Source organism: Pseudomonas shirazensis (genome assembly GCF_014268785.2).
In the GTDB taxonomy this organism is placed as follows: Bacteria; Pseudomonadota; Gammaproteobacteria; order Pseudomonadales; family Pseudomonadaceae; genus Aquipseudomonas; species Aquipseudomonas shirazensis.
This window is the reverse complement of sequence record NZ_JABWRD020000003.1, coordinates 579,520-603,858: the sequence shown is the minus strand read 5'-3', so window position 1 is coordinate 603,858 and position 24,339 is coordinate 579,520. Positions and strand designations below refer to the sequence as shown.

Genomic DNA, 24,339 nt, shown 5'->3' with positions numbered 1-24,339 from the left:
GGGTTTACTCGGTTTCGTGTTGGCTGGTGAGGCTGTTGAGCAACACATTATTAATTTGCTCGGCATGGGCGCGTATGGCGATGTCATCCCAAGGCTTGGTCTCCATCATCAAGTACTGCTTAACGCTATCGATGGAGTTTTTCAGATAAAACTCGCTCTTCGCCGAAGGCATGAAATTGCTCAGGCGAGAGTTCTTGCTGTGGCTGATCAGGCATAGATTGCCGAACGAGTTGAGCGTGTCAGTGTCAAGCTGAACTTGTCCGTCCAATGGATGCTGCGGGTAATAATGCTCCACCGAACTACGGAAGGTGAATTCGTAGGATTTAACCCGCTCGCTTGCCCCGTGCTCAAGCCAAAGCAGATAGTCCAGGAAGTTGAACACCAGGTTGTTTTCGATATTGCCGAACCTCAACCGGGGCTCAAACGTCTCTGCTGCAACGCTGTCGCGGCGTGTCTGACAGACACCCCGGTTCGTATAGATCATCGCAAAGTATTCCAAACCCTTCTCTGCAGCCAGAAAGCGGTCAAAGACAAACGCCTTGGCTACCGACTCCATGTGCTGCAGATAGGCCTGAGCCTCAACCTGCCTGGCCTGAAACAGGTAATGCAGCGCCGCATTCAGCCAGTGCTTGTACACCAGCGTTGGCGTGGACACATGAAACGCCGACAGCAGCATCAGGATGCGCCGGTTGATGCCTTCACTGCCTTCTTCTTCGCCGAACGTATTCACATAACTACCGCGACCCGCTCCGCCAGCCTTGCCGCCGTCATTCCATTTAAAGCGTTTAAGACTCCAGCCATCCGCGCCCTTGATGAACTCGCGCTTGATCACATACTGGTCAAACAGATACTTGCAGCGCAGCAGGCTAAAGGTAAAACGCTTCACTGCCGCCACAGGGTCCGGTTGCTTGAGTACATGGACTTCAAAGGTATCGAGCAGGCGTTTGTCATCCAAAGGGATGTCCGTTTGCGTATCGACACGCAGTACGTGCAACAGGAAGTTCGGAAAGTTGATCACCGTATTGAAGCGCTCTGGCGCATCATCACTTGTCTCTTTCGGCTCCTCTCCAAGCGGTGCTTTGGCAATGATTTGATCAAGGGTTAGCGCGCAGCCTTCCCTGGTGGTCGTTTTTTGCGTCCGGTGCAGAGCAACCCGAAGTGCATCAAAGTCTGCAAGCTCAAAGCCCCCCCAATCCTTTTCACCAAATAGGCTGCTGCGCTGATCGGGCGTGAAGCCCATCTGCACATAGCGCTCCATGTTGGCGCAGGCTTTCCAAACAGCATGCAGACAGTTCTGACTCTGCTCGCATTCTTTCAGCTGCTCCATCATCCGCGCCTTGAGCACCTCGTGCTTTTCCAACTGCTCACCGCGATTGTTCATGATCTCGAAGTAATGGTTCAGGTCCGTATCCGCCGGCACTTTCACCCGCATGATTTGCACGTAGCAAAACAGGTAGTCAGCGAACTGCTGTGGCGAAACCTTGTTCTCATTCAGCTTTTGCGGGAGGACTTTCTGGATGAGCCGGTAACCATTGAGGATACCGGTATTGATCTGTTTTTCAGCCAACACCTCGGCAGGGTCGTCGTTAAATTCCCCCTCGAAGATGGCCGCAAAGGTCGCGCGCGAGTGCTCACGGCTATCGAAGTGGATACTCAGGTTCGAATACCAGGCAAGATCGACCTTCCGGGTGTTTTTCAAATACGACGTCAGCAGCGATAGGGTCGTCAGGCGCTGTTGGCCGTCAATGGTTTCAAACACCGGTGTTTTGCTGTCCGGGCGCTCAAATACCACCAAGGTGCCAATGTAGTAATTGCGCGCTTCACCGCCATCCTTCGGCAAGTAGTCGATCACATCCTGAATCAGCTGTGTGATCTCACCTTCTTCCCAGGCGTAATTACGCTGATACATCGGGATCACGTACTCAACATTGCCGCTGAGCAGCGCTTTGATGGAAAGCTGGCTGATTTCGCTACTCATAATATTTCATATCCCTGAACAGAGCCTTGATCTCATCGGTCCTGGTTGAATTGATGCCGCTCAATACCCGCAGGCTGCAGTTAATAAAGTCAGCAGGGCGAGTGGCGTCCTTGATCAGCCTGAACAGGTTGTTCTTGAGTACGTGGTTATCCATGCTGGCCAACTGCACCACCTGCATCTGCAGGCGCAGACTATAGGCCCAGATAAAAATCTTCTCGATGGCCCGGGAGATATCCGCGTGGCCGAACTTGTCGATGTAATAGATCAGCAGGCAATCGAACATCGCCCGTACGTAGCAATCGCCGGTGCGGGTTCTTGCCGGGTAGCTATTGAGGGTATCCATAATGGTTTTCGCATAGCCATCGAGCCCTTCCGCCCCCACCAACTCATGCCCGTTCCAGGACTCGGCGCTGATCCGCGCCACTTTGCCCTGGTAGTGGCTGATCAGCTCAAAGAAGCGCCGACCATTGATGATGATCTGATCCAGGTGGAAGGGAAAACCAAGCTCGCGCGAGTCGATCTTGCGCTCGTACTGCCCGTTGTAGTTATCGACAAAATGGTGGGCGATACGCAACTGCTCCACATAGGGGTAGCTGGCCACGGTGTCGATGTTCACGCCCTTGAACAAGTCGCCGTCATCCTTGCTGAAATAACGCGCCGAAATCCCTTTCGACCAATTGCGGATGCGGTACAGGTACTGCGAGAACAGCGTGGCCAGCTCCTCGGTGTCACTGTTTTCCCAATGCGCCACGGTGGCCGCCTTCAATGGCTCGTCACGCGAGCTGAACTCACGCAGATGGTAAGCCTTGAGCAGATCATGGGGCTCCAGATCCCGGCCCCGAGCATTCTGCGAGTCGAAGAACTGGAAGGCTTCCGACACATCGTTAAGCGCGACTGCCACGACCTGGCAATTGTTCAGGAAGAAGTCGATATGCGCCTCGGTAAAGTCCGCACGGGAAACGATGCGGGCCACCTCAAGGTAATTGCTGTGGATGTTCTTCTGCGAGATCTCGCTGGTAAAGCTTGGGTTCACCATCGCTTGCTCAAGCTTGAGCAAGCGATCCTGCAGGTCTTTGCGTTCGAGTTTCTTTTCTTTGTTCCGCTGGATCAGCGCACGGGCCGTCAGCAGCAGGCTGATAGTCCGCTGCTGGCCATCGACGATGTTCTTTGTCTCGCCTTCCTGGTGAAAAACGATAGTCCCCAGGCGGTAAGCCGACTTGTCCTTATGGATGGCGATATCGGAGAACAGTTGATTGATGTTCTTGCCGGTCCACTTGTAGGGGCGTTGGTACTGGGGGATATCCAGCGCAGAATCCATGAGCAGTTCGTAGACGCTGATGATCTTGCTGGATAGTTCAGTAGCCTGCTGCGCTTGAATCGCTTCCATGCTCAGGTTTGTCATAGCAGTCGGATTCTTCCGGTTAGCAGTTCTTGCATCATGCCCTGCTTGAGGGTGCGGGTTTTGGCCAGGCGCTGCTCAAGAGCGGCCAGTTCTGCGTCCATATCGGATAGCACGGCGGCAATGGCGATTTGTTCAGGGAGATCGGACGACAGTTGAATCTCGACCCCCCTCACATCAGTAGAGTTCACGGATTCAAAAGTCGAGCCCTTTGAATGCTTGGCCCACATCGGTTCAAGAAAAATGAGGTAATGATAAAGAAAGTCATTCGGATAGCGGATTGCACAAACACCGCGCCCGATGCACAGATCGAAAGTCGCACGCGATACCTCCCCAACAGGAGCACGAACCGACATCAGTATGTCGCCTGCTCGTCCTCGTTTCGTGATTTGGGTCGTAAATACACGCTTGATCGTTTTGCGGTTTGCAATGTCCGCATTTCCTTGGATCAACGGGAGTCCATCGCCTTGCGAATTGTAGTTAGAGGAGCTTGGTGATTGCCCCATCACGATCTCTCCCATTTCCCCCAGGCGTTTCACCTCCCACTCACCATAAAAGCCAGGGAGGCGAGTTTGGCCGGTGAGAAGTTGTTGCATGGCAGCCTGTTTGAGATCGCGCTTCTTGGCGAGAAGCCGCTCCAACGCGCTCAGCAGCGCATCCACATCGCTCAATGCCGTCGCGATGGCGCGTTGTTCTGGGACGGGAGGAACGGGCACAGGTACTCCCATGAATTTCTCACGGGGAAGATGCGCGATGCTGGTCTGAGTCACATAATTCGCGAGTAGTCCACGATCAGACCAATGACGAAGTAACTCGACCATGAGCCGTGAATCGAAACCGCGAAGGGGCCGCAGACGGTGAAGTGCCTTCTGGTAATAACATTCCTCCAATGGCGAATTCCAGAGCGCGGCACGACCAACATCCCCACCTTCGCACACCAGCAAATCCCCCTCTCGAAGGCGATATTTTTCAAGGTCTGCACGAGTCATTGGAACAGTTGGAAGGTCACTGAGGTCAATTCGCCCCCACTGAACCGATTTATTACCTAGGTAGGGCTTCGATACACCGACGTTCTTTTCAGAGTCAAGCATCTTGCCGAGTTTAATTTCGAATTCTGCTCCGACCGTAGAGACATCCCAATCATCTGGAATAACCCCCACTTCCGTTTGCTTATAGCCCGCCTTCATTGCCATACCGCCCCCATCTTTTTCAGATGTTCTTCCACACAACTGGCAAGCATGGCTACTTCATCGGTGAGCTGCGGCAAAGGTGTCGCGTAGCGCTCACTTAGCTCGCGGATGCGTCCGGTCAGTGTCTGGGACACGCGGTCCAGTTCACCCTGTACAGCAGTGGCCAGGGTGGCCACCCACTTATCGTCCACCACCAGTGTTTTGATCTCGTCCTCGCTAAGCAGCGGGTACTTAGCGTGGATCTTGCTGTCGAGGCCTTCCTCAGCCTTTTTGAGATCTGCCTTGAGGGCGCTTTGCTGGTCGATCAACGCGTCGTATCCGGCCAATATCTTGAATTCATCCTCATAATCCGGATCCATGCCAATCTCGCGTTGTCGTGCCCTGATCGCTTTGGCCGTGACCTTCTGCTTATCACCCTCGCCCTCGATCACCTCGCTAAGCGAGCCATCCTCACCACTGTGCTCCTCAAGCATTTCGCTCATGCTTTGCTCGACGCAGGCAAGTCGGGTTTCAAGGTCTTCAATGGCGCTACGCTCGGCCACGAAATAGCGGGCAATCAGAATCTCGACCGGAATCAGGTCGGACTTGAATCGGCGCTTGCCTTGGCAGTAATCATGTTTCTCGGCCCAGCCCAGCTTGTTGTTCTTATCCTTTACTTTGAGGATTTCGCGCACTTGAGCTCCGGCCTTCCAGCCGTCGGCGCTGATCAGGTAGCAGTCGTCCTGCATGGTCCCGGCCCAGTAGTCCATCAGGTGCTGATAGATGTCGTAATGGTCAAGCAGGTGCGCTTCGGCAAAAGCACTGAGCAGGTCTTCTGACAATGTGGCAATCAGCTCCTTGGGGTGGCTGTTGGCTGCAAAGCTTTTCAACTGAGGGACGCTGTCCGCCACCCATTGATTGAAAAGCTTATCCACGCCAGCCTTGAAGGCCGTGAACTGCGGATGACCGAAAATGACCTGCTTCACCTCAGGGCTGACAAGCTCAAAATAACCGGGGTGACTGGCCGCTTTGAACAACGCCGAGCGCAATGCAGGCATAACCTGCCAGTAGCGGTCAAAGGCGTCGATGTCACGCTCGGGAATGCCACCGCGCAAATGGCCGTCGATGTCCTGAATGTCCTCAGGCTCGGTACTGTCGATATAGCGCGGCAGGTTAAGGTTGAAGTCGTTCTTCGGATCGCTGATTTCATCGAAGGTCACCATGCGCGCGTAGCGTGAGTCGCTCTCATCCAGCCGGATAAAGGTATCGACGATCTTGTGCACATCCTGATCGCGCAGGCGATTCTTCGGGCCTTCCTTGATAAAGCCCTTCGCGGCATCAATCATGAAAATGCCTTTGCGCGCACTGGCGTTTTCCTTGTCCAGCACCAGGATGCAAGCGGGAATGCCTGTGCCGAAAAACAGGTTAGCCGGCAGACCGATAATGGCTCTGAGGTACCCAGAGCGCACCAGTTGCTCACGGATCACTGCCTCGGCATTGCCACGAAACAGCACGCCGTGGGGCAGAATGCAGGCGCCTTTGCCGGTACTTTTCATCGACCGGATGATATGCAGCAAAAAGGCATAGTCGCCCTGCTTGGCCGGCGGCTCACCCCAGGCAAAACGCTGATAGGGGTCATTGGCTGGCGTCAGCCCGACGCTCCAGCTCTTGACCGAGAACGGCGGATTGGCCACTACATAGTCATAAGTACGCAGCTGCTCGCCGTCCTTGAACTTGGGCGTGGACAGTGTGTTGCCCTGCAGAATGTTGGCGGTCGGGAAGTCGTGCAGGATCATATTCATGCGAGCGAGACCGGCGGTGGTCACGTCCATCTCCTGCCCTTCCAGGGTGATGTGCGTACCCGCTTGGTCCGCCACTTTCAGCAACAGCGAACCTGAGCCGCAAGTCGGGTCATAGACACTCGTCTTGGCCACGGCATTGGCCGGGCCGATACCGATGACTTGGGCAATAACGCGACTGACTTCCGATGGGGTGTAGAACTGCCCCTTGCTCTTGCCGCTTTCGCTGGCGAAATGACGCATCAGATATTCGTAGGCGTCGCCGAGAATGTCATCGTTCTCGGCGCGATTTTTAGAGAAATCCAAGTCGGGCTTTTCGAAGATGGCAACCAGGTTGGTAAGGCGCTGCACCATCGCATCGCCTTCGCCCAGCTTGTTCGGGTCGTTGAAGTCGGGGAAGTCGCTGCGCGCAAGCCGGGCGTTGGCATCGATCAGCGGCTGAATGATCTGAGTGTTGATCTTGTCGCCGATGTCGGCCTTGCCCTTGAGGGCGATCATGTCTTCGAAGCTGGCGCCCGGCGGGATGTTGACCGGTGGCGCGAAGTCATCCGAGTTACCGTACTTGTCGGAGATGTACTTGATGAACAGCATGAACAGGACGTAGTCCTTGTACTGGCTGGCATCCATCCCACCGCGCAGCTCGTCACACGAGGCCCAGAGGGAGGAGTAAAGATCGGATTTCTTGATAGCCATTGGCAATCCTAGCTGGGTAATAAGTAAGTAAGCAGGCGTCGTCTTGTGCGCGCTCAGGAAAAGTCCAGGCCACCGGCGCCACATAGGGATCAGCGGATATCTGTAGCGAAGCGATAGCTTTGCCTGCGGAAAACAGGCGAACCATATCTACTTCGGCCTCATCGGGCCAGCATATTGGCCCTATTTGGGCACTGTTCCCACACCATCGACGAATCACCATGATGCCGTGGAGGCTGGCCTGCTGCTCTGGGTGCCACGAACATTAAGCGGCTGAGCTTTCGGTGCCAACACTGGACGTGCGAACAGGTAAGAAATCCATTCAGATACCACTGACGTACTCGTCCTAGCTCGCTATTTATTGCAGAATGGCACGCTCGGAGACGAGCGCACCTGTACCTAAAATTGACATATCACTGCGTGTTTAGCACAGCCTCAAAATCTGAAGCCTGAAGCTCTGAAGCCCCACTCAACATATCTCGCGCCAACGCGCGCCGCTTACTCAGCAGCTCATCCAGCGTCGCCTCAAACGTCGGCATCGTCGCATCCCGAACCGTCGGGTAGTACACATACACATCTTTTTGCTGCCCAATCCGATAGGCCCGATCCGTCGCCTGATCTTCCTTGGCCGGATTCCAGCAGCGCGTAAAGTGAATGACGTGGTTGGCGGCCTGCACGTTCACCCCGAATCCGACGGCGATGGTGGACAGGATGATGACGGCGAAACCTGGCAGCTCCTGGAATTGATCGATCAGCCTCTGCCGGCTATTGGCGCTCTGCCTGCTGGTACTGGTATCGCCATTGATGACCGTCGCCCGAAACCCGAAATGCTGCTGAATCGCGTGCTGAAGTTCCCGCTGGATATCTCGCAACTCGGTAAAGACGATGACCTTGTCGCCGTTGCCAACCCTTTTGATCGACTCGAGCGTCTGCATCAACCACTGCAGTTTCGGCGAGTTGTCGCGCAAGCGCGTGTCAGGCTGCACGCTGTAAGGATGGGCACAAATCAGCTTGAGCTTGTGCAGCAACCCCAGCATACCGGAGGTCTTCTGATCGAGTTGTTCTTCGATCTGCTGCTTCTGGCTGTATGCGGATATTTCGGACAGATACAGGTTACGCTGCAAGGCATGCATGCCGAGTGAACGGCATGCTGCGTCTTCGATTTTGGCCGGCAGGTCCTTGGCGATGTCCTGCTTGGTCCGCCGCAAAGTCTGCGGTTCGATAAGCCCACGCAGGCGTTCCAACGCATCCGTATCACGCTCCAGTGCGGCTTCGATGGGGCGCTGATAGTCGCGACCGAATTGGTTCAAGCCGCCCAGGAATCCTGGCTGAATGAAGTCGAACAGGCACCAGAGATCGATCAGGGTGTTCTCGACCGGCGTACCGGTACACGCCACTCGGAACCGTGCGGGAATGGCTTTGATCGCCTGAGTCACCAGTGCCGCCGGGTTCTTCAACTTCTGAGCTTCGTCACACACGACGATGGACCATTGCTGGCGCGCCAGGGAAAACTCCTGATCGCGCAATGTCTCGTATGTCGTCAGGACAATTCGGGCATCGCCCATCCAACCTGGGCGCAGCAGGTTCTTGATGCCTTTGGCTTTCAAGTCCGCAGGGATTTCATCTTTCTTGAACTTCACCGCACTCAAGGCTGAGCCATACAGCTTCAATACGGGCAGTGCGTCAGCAAAGAAGAATCGGTGAAGCTCTCGCTCCCAGTTATCGAGCAACGAAACCGGAGCGACGATCAGTGTTGGCTGATCTTTTGGATACTGCTCCAAGTACCAGACCAGGAAGGTGAGCAGTTGGATCGTTTTCCCAAGCCCCATGTCATCAGCGAGCAAGCAACCCGATACGTCCGTGGGGGCCAAGCGGAACAAATGCTGCAACCACGCCACGCCTTGCAACTGATGGTCCCGCAGAACGACCTCAGGCTTGAGCAAACCAGGCAACTCTGGCGTTGCATCCAAAGCGGCGCGTAGCGCTGCTTGACGTACCTGTACGTAAGTCGGCTCGTCAATGTTGTGGCCGATTTGCAGTACGGCGCGGCCAACTTTCTCCCGTTGCTCAACCTGGCCGGTCTCGACAGGTAAAATCTTCTTCGACCAGGCATCTAACAGTTGTTCTGCTGCGGCAATCGAGAGTGGTGTTTCGGACTCTGGCAAACAGACCGAGTCATCACCGGCAGCGCGTGCTTCATCCAGCCGCTGCCCAAACGCTTCAAATTGAGCACGATCGGAAGGATCCCACCGACCCAGGATTTCTGCGTCGATGCCCAGCGCTGCCACATCTTTCGGCAACCAATTCTCGGTCGCCTCTTTGACCAAGAAAGGCGAAGTAATTCTTTCCGCCTCACCAATGCCTGTCACACGGTCGCCGTAGAGAGAAAGGTCCAAGACCGATTCAAACTCGATTCCGGCCGCTTCGTTTTGCCAACGCTTGAGCAGGTCATTGATGCCTGCCAACTGGCGAAAATCAAAATCGCTGAGTTCCAGCTCATAGCCCTGCCAGAAGCCTGCAGGCATGCCGGCGGCCAACTTCAGGTGCAGTTCATGCACCAGCGGCGCGAATTCATGGGCGGCTTTGAACTCAATTTCGATGGGCGCTTGCGGGGTTGGAGAAATCGCTTCGAGCGTCAGCGTTACCTGCTCGATACGCTGGCCCGCTTCATACAGTTGGGGTTCCAGATGGAAACGATGAAAGAAAATACCCGCCTCGGCGAGCTCCTCTTCATAGTCCTCGGCATCCAGCACGTGCGCGGCACTTTCGCCGAGTGTGCTGTAAGGGTTACGGACGAATGAAAGGGCATCGTCACCAGCAACTCGACGCCCGGGCAGCGAGCGCACGTAGTCCAATACCGATTTGACTTCAGGCTCAATCAGAACATGAGTCAACGAACCATCGTCACCCGTTACCCGGTATCGATCCTGAACCTGCTTGGCACCGTCAAAACTCTCAAGCCAGTTGGCCGGCTGGCCATCAAAGCTCGGTTGCAACTCGATAACCGGTGTGTCGCCTAGCGTCGACTTCCGTGGATTGAGCCGCAGCTTCTCGGGTTTGATAACGACGGTCTTGTCCAGGAAGCCATCCATACCAGCGCCAGCCTTGCGCGCTAGCTTTCTGATGCTGGCCCAGCCGATCTGGTTGGTTACTTCACCGGGCTCATTTTGTTGTGCCAGATAAAGCTGTCGTACAGCACCAGTCAGTTTCCAGGACGCCTCAGGCAGCAGTTCTGTGGCTCCCTGATATTGAACGATGGCCCCCGTTCGCTGCACCTGCACATTGGCATTGGACTGCGGATCACGCCAGCCACTGATGGAGACTTTGAAATCGTCTGAGGCAAGGCTGCCCTGGCTGCTCAATTGAGGGATAAGGACTGTCAGCGGCGGCAACCCCAATAGCGGCAGGCTTGTTACGTGCTCGGGCTCATCCAGCAGCCGGTAGAGCTCATCCCACGTCAGCAGCCAGCGATCGCTCAGCTGGGAGACGAATTCTTCTTCTTCCAGCTGATCAAGATAACTGGCCAGCGACCAGGACTCGGTATTCTCCGCCAAGCTCAGGGGATAACAGATACCCTGCTCCTCAATGGAAAAAGCCGGCTTAGTCTTTTCTGCTGCCGAATTCGGCTGCAGGCCAATGCCTTTGAGGAAACGCTTGAGCATCACTCTCTCCAGAACCGTAGTGGCTTATTGTTCTCGGGCTTAAAGCCCAATCGCCGGAGGGCGATGGTTGCAGCCTGATCGTTTTCTTCTAGTTGAATATGGATTGCACCGCCCTGCGCACGTCGATCATGGAGCGTGTGTTTTACTGACCTCATGGACTTACGAAGCTGATAGTCAAACGACAGCAGTCTTGACGTGACAGGCTCTACCTCATGGCTTTGAATACGAATGCCCAGTCCCTCTAGGGTGTCATCGAACTTGATCAGCCATCCCTCAACGCGATCTGAGCGGCTCGGCGCCGGGAAGTGACGCATCCACTCCACCACACGATGGCGCTGCTTAATTTCGGTAGCGAGTCCAAGCTGGGACTTCTCTGGATCAAACGGAGCTTTGTCTGCCTGATACACATAGCAGGCGCCCATTCCCGAGAACTCCACGAAAAAGTAGTTCCCGATCTGCATGACGACAGCATTGTTATGACCAGCTGCGCCTATCAGGCGGCCAAGACGCCCTTTGTTCTTTTCACGGAAATGAGCAAAGTCTCGACCTTCGTTACTCCATGCATCCGAGCCCATGATGATTCTGGTGTAGCTCATCTGGTTGGCAAACCGCAGCCAGTAGAAAAGGCGTGACTGGTCGACGTCATCATCGCCCTTCAGCAGGTTGAAGAAGTGTTCCAGATCCTCCTTCGCAAACCACGCCACAACCATCGCACAGACATCTTTATCGACATACTGCAGCCAGCTGTTTTGTCTGGAGCGGATCTGCGGACTACCCCAATTGTCGAGCGCGAGCTGTTTGAGCAGTGACGATGGCTTCTCCCGATAAGCTGCCAAGTGGTAACGCGACAGGCATGCACTCAGAATCTGATTCATGTACCCCTGGTGCTGCCGGCCGATGTCGACCAGGTCGGCCAAACGCTGAGAGAACTCAGCGTCATCCAACAAGAAAATACGAGAAACCAGTACGCTAAAAATCCTGTTCCACAGCCAACTTTTGTCGGGGATCTGTGCAATCGTCTGCAATGCCGAAAGGTCGCTGATCTCGCCCTTGAACATTTGGTCACCCAGCGTGGCACCTGCTTGCTCGGAAAAAAGCTCCTGATGTTGCTGAACGATCTGCACCCATTCCTTCACGCGCTTCTGCTGGTCGCGGACACATTCGAAACCGAGCTGAACATCTTCGCGCAATAGGCACCAATTGGCGTTCTGCTCGGGCGTAGCGGCATCGTAGCCAAAGTAGCTGAAGCACAGCGCCAACCAGTCCCGGCGGCTCAGTTCTCGCTTCTCGATACGCTTATGAACTTCTTTATGCACCCGGGCGTAAAGCTGGTCATCGTCCAATATCGGTCCGACGCGTTCACTCTTGTCCGAAAGGCCGGCAAACACCAGGCGCCATTCTGAAGCGTTAAGTGGCAGCACATTGCGAAATTTGCTTATCGCAGCACGGCGCTTTTCTTCGGGTGGCGGCAAGGCCTTTTCAGCGCGCTCGAACCGCTCGTAAAGGTCGACTCCCGCAGCAGTCAGACGAGGGAAGCGCTCCAACGGCTCTGGGGCATGCACTGTGCGATGAGCTGACAGGCTTTTGCTAATGGCGACGGAAAGCCTCGCGATCGAGCTGGTCATCGATTCATCGCCAACTGACATTTTTCCACGTCAGTGTTAGTGAACACCGGCACATCAGGCTTGAGACTGCTCTCCTTCTCCTTCAAGCCAAAGAATTGCATGCGCAACTCGACTCGCCGGCTTTCTTCCTTGGTGTCCTTTGCATTGTTGAACGACACGCCACCCGCCAGAAACATCGATCTGATCTGCTGTTGATGCTCCGGCGACAATCCGACCTGGAGCGGGCTGCGACTATCGAGCAGGCTGCACATCACCCACTCCGAACGCTGCAATGACAGGTGCAAGTTATACAGGTAGGAACCGTCAGTGTCGGTCGACCCTTCGATCACAACCTGCTTGAACCATTTACGCCCCTCTTCACTGTTGGCCGCGTCCAGAATCATCGGCACGACCTCCTGAAGTGCCGATTGGCCATCGTTGCTCAGCGCGTACTGGTTATGCCCAAAGCGGCCAGCATCGCCGAAGCTGATCCGGTTGTCCTTGCAGTCCACGACGATGGTCTTGCTGGCAGTCTTCGCCTTGAGGCTCAGGTGCTCGCAAATCTGACTGATGTCCTTGCTACGCTGCTTCTCCCCCTGCTCCGCCTGGTTGATCCGCTGCGTCACGGAGCTCAAAGCCGCCACCATGACCACGAGAAACAGAATCATCATCGCGGTCATCAAATCAGCAAAGGAAATCCAGAAAGGCTTCTCTCCCTCGTCCTTGGAACGGGCAGCCGAAGGCATTTGCTTACCAAACATCGACTAGCCTCCGTTACCGCCTGATGCGTTCCATGATGTCGCTGAAGTCTTCGAGGCTTTCTTTGACCCCTTCCACACCGCCAGCGAGGCTCTTGACTGCTTTATCGAGCTCGGTGTCGAGGCTGCCCAAGGTTTGCCTCAACGCCCGGTCCATACCCTCACCGAATTCCTTGAAGCCGTTACCCAGCACACCACTGATGTTTTCGAGGTATTCATACACTTCACGGTTAAGTGCCTGCATCCGCTCGCTTTGAACCTTCAGGTCCTGGAGATACTGACTGCGACCGCTGGCTTCCCCTTGAGCACTGGCAACTACCCCTTCGATGACCGCGAGCGTTTTCGCGAGCGCTTCACGATTGTTCCGGTAGTCCGCGACTACGGTATTCAGCTCACGGGATGCCTGTGCAAGCTCAGCTCCTGCGCCCTGGAATGTACCCATCAGCCCTGCAGTCGACTCACTGGCTCGCGCAACGCTTTGTCCGGCGGTTTCAAACCGCTCAGCCGCCGCCCGCATCTTATCCGCACCCAGCTGCATACTTTGCAGATGCTGCTCAGTCTGGGCACTCAATGCATTGACGGTGTCCTGGGCAGACTTCTGTTGCTCGGAAACCGTCTGCAGCAACGCCTTGACCTGCTCGTCGAGGCCGCCCACCAGTTCGCGGGTACCTTGGTGCAGGTCTGCCTGGGCAGCGCGGGTGGATTGATCCATCTGCTGCTGGCCCTGTTCCAGTTGCTTGAAGACTGCAGAAAGCTGCTCACCCAGCACCTCGACCGAGCCTGCAATCTTGGCCATGGTTTCCTGTTGGCCTTGGCCGATGCTCTGCTTGATCGACTCGACAAAAGCCTGGAGATTCTCAGCCATTGCCTGTTGGCGAGCCTCGCTTTGAGCGAACAGCTTCTCCAGTTGCTCGGCCATTCGCGCGCCAGCCCCCTCTCCTTCGTTGCCGATACGGGCAACCGAAGCCTGAAGATTGGCGAGCATCTCGTTCATCCCGGCTTGCATGGCGTTTTGTCCTGCCTGCATATCGGCCAGTAGCTGGGCAATCATGGTCGAACTGCTTTGATTCGAGGACTCGCTAGCCGAACGCATATCCTGGATCAGCGTCGAGAAGCCCTGCTGCATCGACTGCATGGCGGCAACCGACTGGCCCATCAACTCGTGCAGGCCATTGAACTGCTGGCCGAACGTACCTTCCAGCTTGTTCATGAAGGCAACCAGAACATCCTGAAGCAGATTCTGTACCTGCCCGGACTGATCGCCACTGGCGGCCTGCACGGCACCCGCGATGGCTTCAAGCGGCGATTTGAGGCTGTTCTCGATTGCACCGCTCACCTGGTCGGCCAACAGCTGCCCAGAGTCGCGGTACGTCGTCGACAAGGTATCTGCCAATTTGAGGCTTTCACGGACCTGGGTATCAACCAGGTTCTGTAACATTTCCCGCAGATCAGTCACCAGGCTGTCCTTCAGCTGGCGGGTTTGCACCGAGCTTTCAGCACTAGAGCGCACCAGCTCAGCCAGGTATTCCTCACCGACACCGCTGTCAAAAAGCCCGTCGATCGTTTCGTTGAGTGCCTCAAGCAGCTTGTAACAGTGCCCCAAACGCAACTTTTCAGTGAGCGTGACAGCGATGGAGGCCATGATTGAAATGGAGGAGCCGAAGAATGCGAACAACACGTCTTTCAATAGTTTATCGACGCTGGCGTTAACCTGTTCGGGTGTGCTCGGGTCAAAGTGCTGGAGGCCTAGCATCAAGCCGAAGAAGGTTCCGACAATACCGATCCCGGTCAAAATGCCAGGCAGATGTTTATAGAATTCGGTCCCCAGCGGGGTATCAACCACACTTTGCGGTGAAAAGAAGTGTGCAGCTGCTGCGGTGGCTCGCGATCGGCCAATTACCTGTTCGCCTTCCTTGAGCTCATATTGGTCGTGCAGCGTTTCGGCATATTCGCGCCACGAATGCTCCAGATTGGTGCCTTTGAACAGTCGCTCCAGCTCTGATCGCCGATCTGACGGGAGAACTGTTTTTGCGTTCTCCAAGCTTTTGATCAAACGCTTCAGCTGGGCGCTAAGACCGAAAGATTTGTAGAAATAGTGGAAAAAATAAAAGGTGCACAAAATGGCGACAAACCCAGCAACCATTAAGGGTGCGATCAACTGCTCGGAGCTTGCACCATCCCATAGGTGCCGCAGCGTCGAAAAATCCATACCATCCGCCTTCAATTAAGCATTTTTTGATGTTCAGTAAGGCCGCATTACCCACACTGATGCGCCAAAGACCAATCCAGTGGGATCAATGACAGCACCCTGCCAAGCGCGCTTTTGCGGGGGTACCACAAACTCGGAGTGAGCGGGCGCATTACGCGCACCCAGGAACCTTCCGTGGACAAATGCTGGAGGATAATGTCCTTATGCCAGCACCTTAGCCTGAGCCGTAACTGTCGTAAAGCTGAAAGCTCAACCCCTAGATTCGGCGTCCTGAAACGCAGCGATTTTCCAAATCTACCCGTTTAGCCTGAAGAGCAGCCCTCGAGGCGGATTTGATCGTGGTGAAAAACCTCAGGCAAGTGCAGCGCATGATGATGACCGCCTGTGCCGCGAGTTGGATACGCCGCGTTGGCGCCAAGGCGAGGCCCACTATCTGAGCAGGAGCTCGAACAGATCAGTCGTAGCCGGCTGACGCTTCGACCAGCTTGGCAGCGATTGGGGCGGAGGTCGGCTTAAAGTCATCACTATTGTTTTTGGCAGGCTAGGAATAGGTCACACGCTATACCTGTCTCCAAATGCAACCCGGTATCAAAGTTATTAATCAGAGAATTTGCAACCTGATTCAATTTGCCCCGTTAAGCACCTCCCAAATCCCATCTCCCCACCAATCAACAGCTCATCTCCCTCAACATCAAACGGCAACACCCAAAGCCGCATTTCCGAGCTGAACTCAAACGCTGGCAAAGGCGCCGAAAACTGCGCAGTCCGCGGATAAATCAAGGCCAACTCCCCGCTCCCATCCAAATACCGATGACCGTAGCTAAACAGCTGATAAAAATCGGCTTGGCTCAACCCATACTTATTCCGTCTATCGCCCCCATCCAAGCGCTTCCACTTGGTATCTAACACCCAAGCTCTCTCGCCCTGCTCCAGCAAAAGGTCAGGCTCCAAACGGAACATAGCGCTGCCATCATGCACGCACAGGCTATGCCGTGCAGCATGCGCTGTAAGCCGTACTGCCGGCGACAATCGCCGGCGCAGCCAGCCTTCGACGTAACTTTCAAACAGCTTTTCCATAGGAAAGAGCAGGCTCATCCCTCGCCACTCACCGCTTACGGCAATAGGCATCTGCTGGTTAAGTATCAGCTCACACCAGGGCTTGACCGCTTGGTAGTGCGCCATCAGCCTGTCCCCGCTCCAGGCACGGAAATCTTGGCTTACCTGCCGGCTAACCGGCAACTCGGCGAGCATGGTGCGCAGTTCGTTAGCCAGGCGCCAATTGGCGGGCTGTTGGGTCTTTTTAGCCACCTGCTCCAGCGCCAGCTTCAGCAAGCGGTTCTCGGCCCGGTCCGGCAAAAAGATGTCATGCCGAATTTGGAAGTGATGCTGTCTTCCCGGTGGCTGGCGCATTTGTGCCACAACGTTCAACTGACCACGTAAAAAGCGTTGCTCTTCTTCGATACGCCGGTAGTCGAAGCGCACACCCCGCTTTACCAATAAATCCAGCTCAGCAAGAAACTGCCCTATCACCCACTCACTGAGCGGCGCATCGAACAAATCCAAGCTGGCCACTGACGTCTCACGCGGCTTCAGATGTAAGGCATGCTGTATTAGCTTGCGCAGTAACCGCCGGCTCTTCACCAGGCAATCTTCTTGCTCGTGGTGCTTGGGCAGTATCTCTAATCGCGTGCCACAGGGTGTTTCCAGCATGCCCACATAGGAATCCCACTTCAGCGTACGGCGCCCTTCAATATGCAGCAGCGAAGCGCCATTCCGGTTGAAGCTGGCGCTCAGCTCGCATAACCATTCGAAAGCACTTTCCGAAATTTGCGCACAATCCAAGCTGCCAGGTGCGACGGCAGCCGTGGTCAGGCGGGCATACTCACGAACGCTGATGATTGCGCTCACGCGCCCGCCTCCTCAAATACCTCAGCAGGCATCACGACCTTGGTATTTGCCGCGATGACGCCGAAGTAGGCAGATATGCGCTTAAAAGCTTCATGGTTAATGCGCCAGGTCGGGCCTTGCGCCGGCACGCTGATGTCACCAAAAAGCGCTGTCAAATCCTGCTCATCCGGCACTACGAATCGGTCGACTGATAGCTTACGATGGTCATTGAAAACCCACTGAATGCGCTGCCAGTCCTCGAAGAAATACTCCTGTAACAGCGGCAGAATCTGGCTGCGGAAGATTGCCTCCAAACGCTCCAGCGACCCATCGTCCTTAAGCGGCATGAAATAGGCGTGCCCCAGGCAATGATCGCGGTCCAGCAGTACTTCTATGCGCTGGTTCATCACGCGCAACAGTTGGCCAATGTTCAGCCCCTGCACTACCACATCATCCAGTAGCTCAGGACGTGGTGGCATCTCCTGGAAAACAAAGCGACGGCGCAGCGCCATATCCAAACCGGCCAAGGAACGGTCGGTGGTATTCATGGTGCCGATCAAATGCAGGTTGCTGGGCACGCTGAAGCGCTGCTTGGAGTAGGGCAACACTACCGACAGCGCCTCTTCTTCGCCGGCACGCTTAGAGGGTTCGATCAGCGTGATCAACTCACCGAAAATGCGCGAAATATTGCCCCGGTTAATTTCATCAATGATCAGCACGCGAGCATCAGTCACCGCGCTGCTCGCTTGCGGTTTCAAAAGCTGCTCAACCATCGGTGCAAACACATGTTGGTAGCCGTTAACCATGTGCTTTTCCATTTCGGCTTCGGGGACCTTCTCAAACACTCGCCCACGCCGGATATCTTCAACGGTAATTTGGCCACTTCGCACATAAGCCAGCAGCTGCCGCAACAAGCTCAATGGCAGCGGTAGTACGCCGCCCTTGGGCTTGTCCAACTCCACCAATTCCTGCCCAACGCTGCGCACCACATAACCTTGACTAAAACGCTGCCCCACGTGTAGCAAAGCACCAGGGCCCACTTCGGGAGCACCGAGTAGCGCTTTAAGCTTGTCTCGGTTCAGGGTTGGTGCTTTCAGCTCGTAAAGGGTCATCTGGCTGAATTGCCCGTTGAGCAACTCAGTGTGAGGCAGTGACGGCTGGTATTGGCGCAACCATTTCACCGGGCGCATTTGCGAATAGCCAGCCTCATACTCCGCGTGCGGCTTGAACAGGTAGTCCCCTGTCACCTCACCAATCGCCCGGAACTTGAAATTGCCATCAGACACGACAATCAGGTCGCCCACTTTCATCCGCGCGACGAAGGCGGTCACGCTGGTGATGCCATAGTCCGTCGCCGGGCTTTCAGGTTTCACACCGGCTGCAGCAAAGCGCTCTTGGACTTGCTGGCGGCTCGTGCACCCTGAAAAGTCGATAGCATCACCGTAGCCCAGCAACACGTAATCACCCGCCAGGCACTCCTGATAAATGCTGGCGTCTTCGCCCAGAGTGTTGCCCAACGACATTTTCCAAATGCGTCGTTGGCCAACTTCGGTCGGTGCCTCAGCCTGCTGAGTAACCTTGGCTGCCGCCGCCTCACAGAGTGATTTGAACACCCCGTCCACCACCTCATACCGCAGCTGCTGAGTTGCTTCGTCAGTGGTCGCTCGCAGCCCTTCAACGAAGTCTTCGTAACTGAAACTCTGGTGGAAGGTGACAAAACGGATGCGATCTTGGCCCACCAGCTCGTCGAAGCGCTGCTTAAGTGCCTCGCGATTGTCCAACTGCTCGTCAAGGTATGCAGGGTCGAGCACCTTCAAAGCGCTGTCGATGGTGGCGTAGGTTTTACCGGTACCGGGTGGCCCAAACAGGATCTGGTTAAGTGCAGGTACTGAGGCGGCTGCCGCCATAGTGAATTCCTCTTGCTCGGACTGATGATAATCAAGGGGCACGAAACTTGATCCGTTGAGCGTCAATCCTCTCTCCCCGAGTACGTCGTCAACGGAATCGAGCCACTCCTTAATCTCCGCCGCGGTTGGGCACGCATCTGACTCAATTTCCCAGGCCAGGCCGGCGGTTTCCATCAACTCTCGATGGTCTGCAACCTTTCGCAGCGAACAGCGAATCTTGCCCCAGTCCCAATACAAGCTGAATACGGGCTTGCCTTTCAGGGCGTTCAGTTGTCGAACGCCGATACGAATGTCCGAGGGGTTGACGTTTACCGTCCAGTGATCAGCCTGCGGGTAGCTTTGGCGCATAATGCCCAACAACGTCCGCACCCATGCCTGCTCATGCGCAGTGCCTTTGTTCAGCAGCTGTCGTACCCGAGGATCGGCATAGCCTTCAAGATCCATCGGCGCTAGACCAGGACTCAGTTGAAGCTGAGTACGCCGAAACTCCAGCCACTGCTTGAGGCCGTTATAAACATTACCGCTATTGCTGCCACCGATTGCTGCGCGCGCCCCTCCTGGGCTGTAGATCTGATAAACCTGTTCGAGGTCATCGATGCTGTCAATTTCAAACACGTCTCGACCATAATCGTTCGAAACAGTGTTAACACCACTGGCATAATTATTGGCCGTGGTTGGGGCTTTGCCCGTCTCAATCATCCAGTCTTTAAAGAGTTGGCTGACGCTAGGTTTCAAAATTTCGCACTCCGAAAACAGGTTGCGACTTTAGTCGAACACGACTAGCCACACTCTAGGACCAGAATCAAGGATATTGATAATCAAAAATAAGCAGCCAACGGCGCAACTGGTGAGATGTCGGTGAACTGGGGGCAAGCAATTCACCGCCACCTCAGTCGTCCTTCATTTCACTGAACTAAGCTCACCCCCTCGGCTCATCCGGTGTAATCCTACGAACCTCAATTCGCCACGGTTGTGCATCCTGGGGTGCAATCGCTGCTATGCAGCCGCCTTGCTGGTAATGCCGAATGGCCATACCCTAAGCAAAATGACAGGCCGCGTCCACGTTGTCTGTTCATACAGGTAAACAATTGGAGCAGGTTCAAGTGCCCTGGCCAGGCAGTTTCCAGCGCCAGCGGCGATTCGCCCATTCAACTGTAAAGATTTCAGACCCACATCACCTCTTTACGGACCACGCGCGCCTCAAGACCCGTCACTGCCAGGAACGTGAGGACCATCTGCCCAACCTCACCTTGTTATCCCGCTGTTGTTTAGCTAGATGACTGGGTCAGAGGTCGGCTGACAGACGGTTATCGGCAGGCGAGGAGTAATGGCCGCAGTATTCCAACTGGTATTCCACCTTAAAACACAAACAGATATTCATTCAATTAATCAACATGTTACTGATCCAGTTCACCTTCCCCCGGCACGTATGAGCAGGCGCTCTATATCAGCAGATCATTGGCAAGATCACGGTTGGCGCGCCCTTAGCCAGGCAACAGACCTGACTCCATACTCGATCTGACAATCATGTAGGAAATTTCCTCTTTTTTGGTAGGCTTCAGCCACCATCTCGGAGGAAGCGAAATGCCCGTCGTCATCGTCGAAAACGACACATCCCAGTGGGCCGACCAAACAGGTGCCGTTTACCACTTCCCCAAGCGCTATGAGAAATGGCTAGCCCAGGGCACCGAGGTGATCTACTACAAAGGACGCCTCAAGGACAAAGCCTATGCATCTGCCCGCCTCAGCAACGCGCCGCACTATTTCGCCACGGCACGCATCGGCAAAGTTCATCCTGATAAGAAGAGTAAAAAGGGTGACCTCTATGCGGCAATCGAATGTTTCACCCCATTCGAGCATCCCATCCCCGCAAAAATCGACGGCGAGTACCTGGAGACCATCCCTGGCACCCGCGTTAAAAACTACTGGAGAGATGGCGTCCGCCCCATTTCTCAAGCTGACTACGATTCCATCCTGAGCCACCTCGAGCTCACGCTACCGCCCGTTCCTGAGGTCTCCGAAGCAGCCATCGACAATGATTCTCAGACGTTCGAATCCGCCAACGAGGGCAGCAAGTCGAGTTACTTTGGCACCAAGTACGAGCGGCGAAGAGAACTGAGATCGATGGCGATCAAGCTTCATGGCGTCGAGTGCAAAGCATGCGGATTCGATTTTGAGCGGGCTTACGGCGAGCACGCGAAGGGATTCATACACGTACACCACGTCGTACCGCTTTCGAAATTTGATGGAGAGAAAACCGTCAATCCGAAAACTGACCTAGTTCCTCTATGCGCCAACTGTCACGCGGTGGTTCATCTCAAGCAAGATATGACCTTGACCATCGATGAGCTCAAGGCCCTGTTGCGAGGCCACTGGGTTACCGCGGAATAGCCAGCGCCTAGCCGGTGCTGGCTCACAACTCGAGCGCTAGATCGGCGCAGCCATAGCGACGGGCATACCACACCGGGTTTGCCCTGCCCTCCCCGTGCTCACCTACCCAAAAACTGTCACCCCCCACTCTTCGGCAAGAGCGTATGCGGCGCCACCCCAAACGCCTTCCTAAACGCATGACTAAAATGCGAAAAATCCGAAAACCCAAACTCCAACGCCGCCTGCGAAACACTCCTAACCTGCCCGCACTCAATCGCCGCCCGGCTAGCATTCAGCCGTTCCTTCCAAATCTCCGCCACCGGCGACTTCTGATGCCGAGCAAACGCCCGTGTCACCGTCCGCGTGGACACATGATGCGCCACCGCAATCGTCTCGATCGACAACTCCGGCTCAGTCAAATGCCGTTGTATGTAGTTCATGATCCGCCCATACAAATCCAGCTCTTGATGGGTGGTCTTCAGGTCCTGCAGCTCCAGGCTGAGCACCAGCAAATCAATGATGGTGTTGGAGTAGCGCCGGGAGATGCCTTCATCCTGCAGCAGCGCGACTGAGCTGGCCGCCTGGCCGATCATCTGCCGCAGGGGGATTACGCCGGGGCGGGTTTCGTCGAGCACCAGGGCGGTGAAGTCGCCGATGCGTGGCAGGCGTTGGGCGAGCAGTGGGCGGGGGATGCGGATCAGGTGGTTTTCGGTACCACCGAGGCTGAAGCGGAACGTTTGGGTTGCGTCGTAAAGAAACAAACTGCCTGCGCTGAGGCTGGCTTTGCGGGTGTGTTGTTCGATTTCGCCGTAGCCGTCGAGGGTGAATCCGAGCCAGATATCTTCGGCGGGGTCGCTGCGCAAATGCTGCTCGGAGCGTACCCAGTGGTGCAGCGGCGACGACAGCGTGGTGATGTCCAGGGGGCCAATTCCGTTGACCTGCAGCGCACCGTCAAAATCGCTCTGCGACGAGGGTTTGCTGTCTGCCGACAGGCAATGATGGCAGACCACTTCTCGCCAGTAATCAAAGCGGCGAGCGGGTGAAACGGCAAGGGTGGTGTAGTGGTTGGTCTCAGCCATGATGGCGCTCACCTTGATGCAACAACGGGAGAAAACGGGGCACTGTTACCGTGGGTGGTACAGGCAATAAACACGCCAGCGGGTTGTGGTGGCGCGAGAGTGTCTACTGCGTGATTGCGCAAACGTGTGGCTGTAAACAGCGTCAACTTCCCTCCCCGTTTTAGGGCAAAAGTCCTTTTTTGCGCGGTGCGCCGCACCCTCTTGGTTCGTGCTCAGGCGGGTGTTTTGGTGCTGTCTTTTCCAACCAAACGGTTGTCCTTGCGAACAAAGCGGGGCTGGTCAGTCGTGCCTAACTTTGACCTTACGGCAAATCAGCAACCCATGCCGATGAGGTGAGCCCATGCAATTCGAACAACAACAGCAGGTGGCAGATGAGTTGAGGTGGCTGCATATGCGTGATTTGGCGCCTGAGGAGTTTTTGTCTTGGGTGCTTGAGCGGGGGGGATGTGCGGTGCGGGCTCGGTTGGGGAGGGGCTTGCTTAATGCCATGGCTTTGAAAGCGAAAAATCGGGTCTGGTTTGCGTGGGTTGGGGGCTGCTTTGCAGCCCTTTCGCGACACAAGGCCGCTCCTACACGGACCGCGCCCAACAGGGCTACCGCGTCCGACAGGGGTGCTGTTCGGGGGAGTAGGAAGCGTTTGAAAGCAATGACCCTGAATACTGAGCGTGTGCCTGAAACTAAAATAATGAGGAGCCTGTGATGGAGTCTGCAATCGACAAACACCTCAAGTGCCCGCGCACGTTGTCGCGCCGGGTGCCTGATGATTACCAGCCGCCCTTCCCGATGTGGGTGGGCCGCGCTGATGAGCAGTTGACTCAGGTAGTGATGGCTTACCTGGGCGTGCAATACAAAGGTGACGGCCAGCGTGAGCAGGCCTTGCAGGCGATGCGTGACATCGTTGCCAGCTTCAGCCTGGCCGACGGACCGCTGACCCACGACTTGACCCACCACACCGACAGCAGCGGCTACGACAACCTGATGATCGTCGGCTACTGGAAGGACGTTGGCGCTTACTGCCGCTGGGTGCGTTCGGCCGAGGTGGAGGGCTGGTGGAGTTCGCCGCAGCGCTTGAATGATGGCCTGGGTTATTACCGCGAGATCTCTGCGCCGCGGGCGGAGCAGTTCGAGACGTTGTATGCGTTTCAGAGCGACTTGCCGGGCGTTGGCGCGGTGATGGACAACACCAGTGGCGAGATCGAAGAGCACGGTTACTGGGGCTCGATGCGCGACCGTTTTCCGGTGTCGCAAACCGATTGGATGAACCCTAACGGCGAGCTGCGGGTGGTGTCTGGCGACCCGGCCAAGGGCGGTCGGGTGGTGGTGGTCGGCCATGACAATATCGCGTTGATTCGCTCGGGCCAGGACTGGGCCGCGGCGGAGGCGGCGGAGCGTTCGTTGTACCTGGATGAGATCTTGCCGACCTTGCAAGACGGCATGGACTTCTTGCGCGATAACGGCCAGCCGTTGGGCTGTTACAGCAATCGCTTCGTGCGCAATATCGATGCAGACGGCAACTTTCTCGACATGAGTTACAACATCGGCCACTGGCGCTCGGTGGAAAAACTCGAGCGCTGGGCGGAATCACACCCGACTCATTTGCGCATCTTCGTTACCTTCTTCCGAGTGGCGGCGGGTCTGCAGAAGTTGCGCCTGTACCACGAGGTGTCGGTGTCGGATGCGAGCAGCCAGGTGTTCGAATACATCAACTGCCACCCGCACACGGGCATGTTGCGTGACGCACAAGTAAGCACCAACTAACAACGAACTCCACGTTTAGCCCTGCACCTGCCGTTGTTACGGCAGCGGGGCTCTTTTTGCCCGAATTTGG

General features: G+C 55.6%; 13 protein-coding genes. 2 read left to right on the top strand and 11 right to left on the bottom strand.

The genetic code is table 11. From position 1 onward, the window contains the following. Window positions 1–4: 4 nt before the first annotated feature. The 10 genes from HU736_RS18710 to HU736_RS18665 form a co-directional block, all read right to left on the bottom strand. Window positions 5–1,978 carry a GmrSD restriction endonuclease domain-containing protein gene (locus HU736_RS18710; RefSeq protein WP_186701286.1) on the bottom strand — a complete coding sequence of 658 codons (1,974 nt, stop codon included), beginning with the start codon at window positions 1,976–1,978 and terminating at the stop codon, window positions 5–7. Further along, window positions 1,971–3,380, bottom strand: coding sequence for a DUF262 domain-containing protein (locus HU736_RS18705; protein WP_186701287.1), 1,410 nt, complete (start codon window positions 3,378–3,380; stop codon window positions 1,971–1,973). The genes HU736_RS18710 and HU736_RS18705 overlap by 8 nt, the downstream gene beginning before the upstream one ends. Further along, window positions 3,377–4,570, bottom strand: a complete 1,194-nt coding sequence (locus HU736_RS18700) for a restriction endonuclease subunit S (protein WP_186701288.1) — start codon at window positions 4,568–4,570, stop codon at window positions 3,377–3,379. The genes HU736_RS18705 and HU736_RS18700 overlap by 4 nt, the downstream gene beginning before the upstream one ends. Continuing rightward, window positions 4,561–7,038 carry a type I restriction-modification system subunit M gene (locus HU736_RS18695; RefSeq protein ID WP_186701289.1) on the bottom strand — a complete coding sequence of 826 codons (2,478 nt, stop codon included), beginning with the start codon at window positions 7,036–7,038 and terminating at the stop codon, window positions 4,561–4,563. Before HU736_RS18695 ends, HU736_RS18700 begins: the two co-directional genes overlap by 10 nt. 410 nt (window positions 7,039–7,448) lie before the next feature. Beyond that, window positions 7,449–10,697 (bottom strand): type I Zorya anti-phage system protein ZorD, encoded by a 3,249-nt coding sequence (gene zorD, locus HU736_RS18690; protein WP_186701290.1) that lies wholly within the window; start codon window positions 10,695–10,697, stop codon window positions 7,449–7,451. Beyond that, window positions 10,697–12,322 (bottom strand): type I Zorya anti-phage system protein ZorC, encoded by a 1,626-nt coding sequence (gene zorC / locus HU736_RS18685; RefSeq protein ID WP_186701291.1) that lies wholly within the window; start codon window positions 12,320–12,322, stop codon window positions 10,697–10,699. Before zorC ends, zorD begins: the two co-directional genes overlap by 1 nt. After that, entirely contained in the window at window positions 12,319–13,062 is a 744-nt protein-coding gene (zorB1, locus tag HU736_RS18680; RefSeq protein ID WP_012053768.1) for a type I Zorya anti-phage system protein ZorB1, read from the bottom strand. The genes zorC and zorB1 overlap by 4 nt, the downstream gene beginning before the upstream one ends. A gap of 13 nt (window positions 13,063–13,075) precedes the next feature. Then, the gene (zorA1, locus tag HU736_RS18675) at window positions 13,076–15,268 is read right to left on the bottom strand and encodes a type I Zorya anti-phage system protein ZorA1 (RefSeq protein ID WP_186701292.1); all 2,193 of its coding nucleotides are present in this window, start codon (window positions 15,266–15,268) and stop codon (window positions 13,076–13,078) included. 597 nt (window positions 15,269–15,865) lie between these two features. Continuing rightward, the gene (locus HU736_RS18670; protein ID WP_186701293.1) at window positions 15,866–17,176 is read right to left on the bottom strand and encodes an McrC family protein; all 1,311 of its coding nucleotides are present in this window, start codon (window positions 17,174–17,176) and stop codon (window positions 15,866–15,868) included. Continuing rightward, window positions 17,173–19,761, bottom strand: coding sequence for a DUF8426 domain-containing protein (locus HU736_RS18665; protein WP_186701318.1), 2,589 nt, complete (start codon window positions 19,759–19,761; stop codon window positions 17,173–17,175). Before HU736_RS18665 ends, HU736_RS18670 begins: the two co-directional genes overlap by 4 nt. Before the next feature lie 885 nt (window positions 19,762–20,646). Here HU736_RS18665 and HU736_RS18660 point away from each other — a divergent pair. Further along, window positions 20,647–21,453 (top strand): HNH endonuclease, encoded by an 807-nt coding sequence (locus HU736_RS18660; RefSeq protein ID WP_186701294.1) that lies wholly within the window; start codon window positions 20,647–20,649, stop codon window positions 21,451–21,453. 116 nt (window positions 21,454–21,569) lie between these two features. Here the strand turns inward: HU736_RS18660 and HU736_RS18655 are convergent, their stop codons facing one another. After that, window positions 21,570–22,511 carry an AraC-like ligand-binding domain-containing protein gene (locus HU736_RS18655; protein WP_186701295.1) on the bottom strand — a complete coding sequence of 314 codons (942 nt, stop codon included), beginning with the start codon at window positions 22,509–22,511 and terminating at the stop codon, window positions 21,570–21,572. A 699-nt stretch (window positions 22,512–23,210) separates the two neighbouring features. Here HU736_RS18655 and oxdA point away from each other — a divergent pair. Then, window positions 23,211–24,269: an aliphatic aldoxime dehydratase gene (gene oxdA, locus HU736_RS18650; protein WP_186701296.1), complete on the top strand. Its 1,059-nt coding sequence runs from the start codon at window positions 23,211–23,213 to the stop codon at window positions 24,267–24,269. Window positions 24,270–24,339 lie beyond the last annotated feature (70 nt).

Excerpts from the sequence above, each read along its gene's own strand:
- HU736_RS18655 (WP_186701295.1), bottom strand. The coding sequence starts at position 22,511 with ATGGCTGAGACCAACCACTACACCACCCTTGCCGTTTCACCCGCTCGC.
- HU736_RS18710 (WP_186701286.1), bottom strand. The coding sequence starts at position 1,978 with ATGAGTAGCGAAATCAGCCAGCTTTCCATCAAAGCGCTGCTCAGCGGC.
- zorB1 (WP_012053768.1), bottom strand. The coding sequence starts at position 13,062 with ATGTTTGGTAAGCAAATGCCTTCGGCTGCCCGTTCCAAGGACGAGGGA.
- zorC (WP_186701291.1), bottom strand. The coding sequence starts at position 12,322 with ATGACCAGCTCGATCGCGAGGCTTTCCGTCGCCATTAGCAAAAGCCTG.
- HU736_RS18660 (WP_186701294.1), top strand. The coding sequence starts at position 20,647 with ATGCCCGTCGTCATCGTCGAAAACGACACATCCCAGTGGGCCGACCAA.
- oxdA (WP_186701296.1), top strand. The coding sequence starts at position 23,211 with ATGGAGTCTGCAATCGACAAACACCTCAAGTGCCCGCGCACGTTGTCG.
- zorD (WP_186701290.1), bottom strand. The coding sequence starts at position 10,697 with ATGCTCAAGCGTTTCCTCAAAGGCATTGGCCTGCAGCCGAATTCGGCA.
- HU736_RS18700 (WP_186701288.1), bottom strand. The coding sequence starts at position 4,570 with ATGGCAATGAAGGCGGGCTATAAGCAAACGGAAGTGGGGGTTATTCCA.
- HU736_RS18695 (WP_186701289.1), bottom strand. The coding sequence starts at position 7,038 with ATGGCTATCAAGAAATCCGATCTTTACTCCTCCCTCTGGGCCTCGTGT.
- zorA1 (WP_186701292.1), bottom strand. The coding sequence starts at position 15,268 with ATGGATTTTTCGACGCTGCGGCACCTATGGGATGGTGCAAGCTCCGAG.
- HU736_RS18665 (WP_186701318.1), bottom strand. The coding sequence starts at position 19,761 with ATGATTGAGACGGGCAAAGCCCCAACCACGGCCAATAATTATGCCAGT.
- HU736_RS18705 (WP_186701287.1), bottom strand. The coding sequence starts at position 3,380 with ATGACAAACCTGAGCATGGAAGCGATTCAAGCGCAGCAGGCTACTGAA.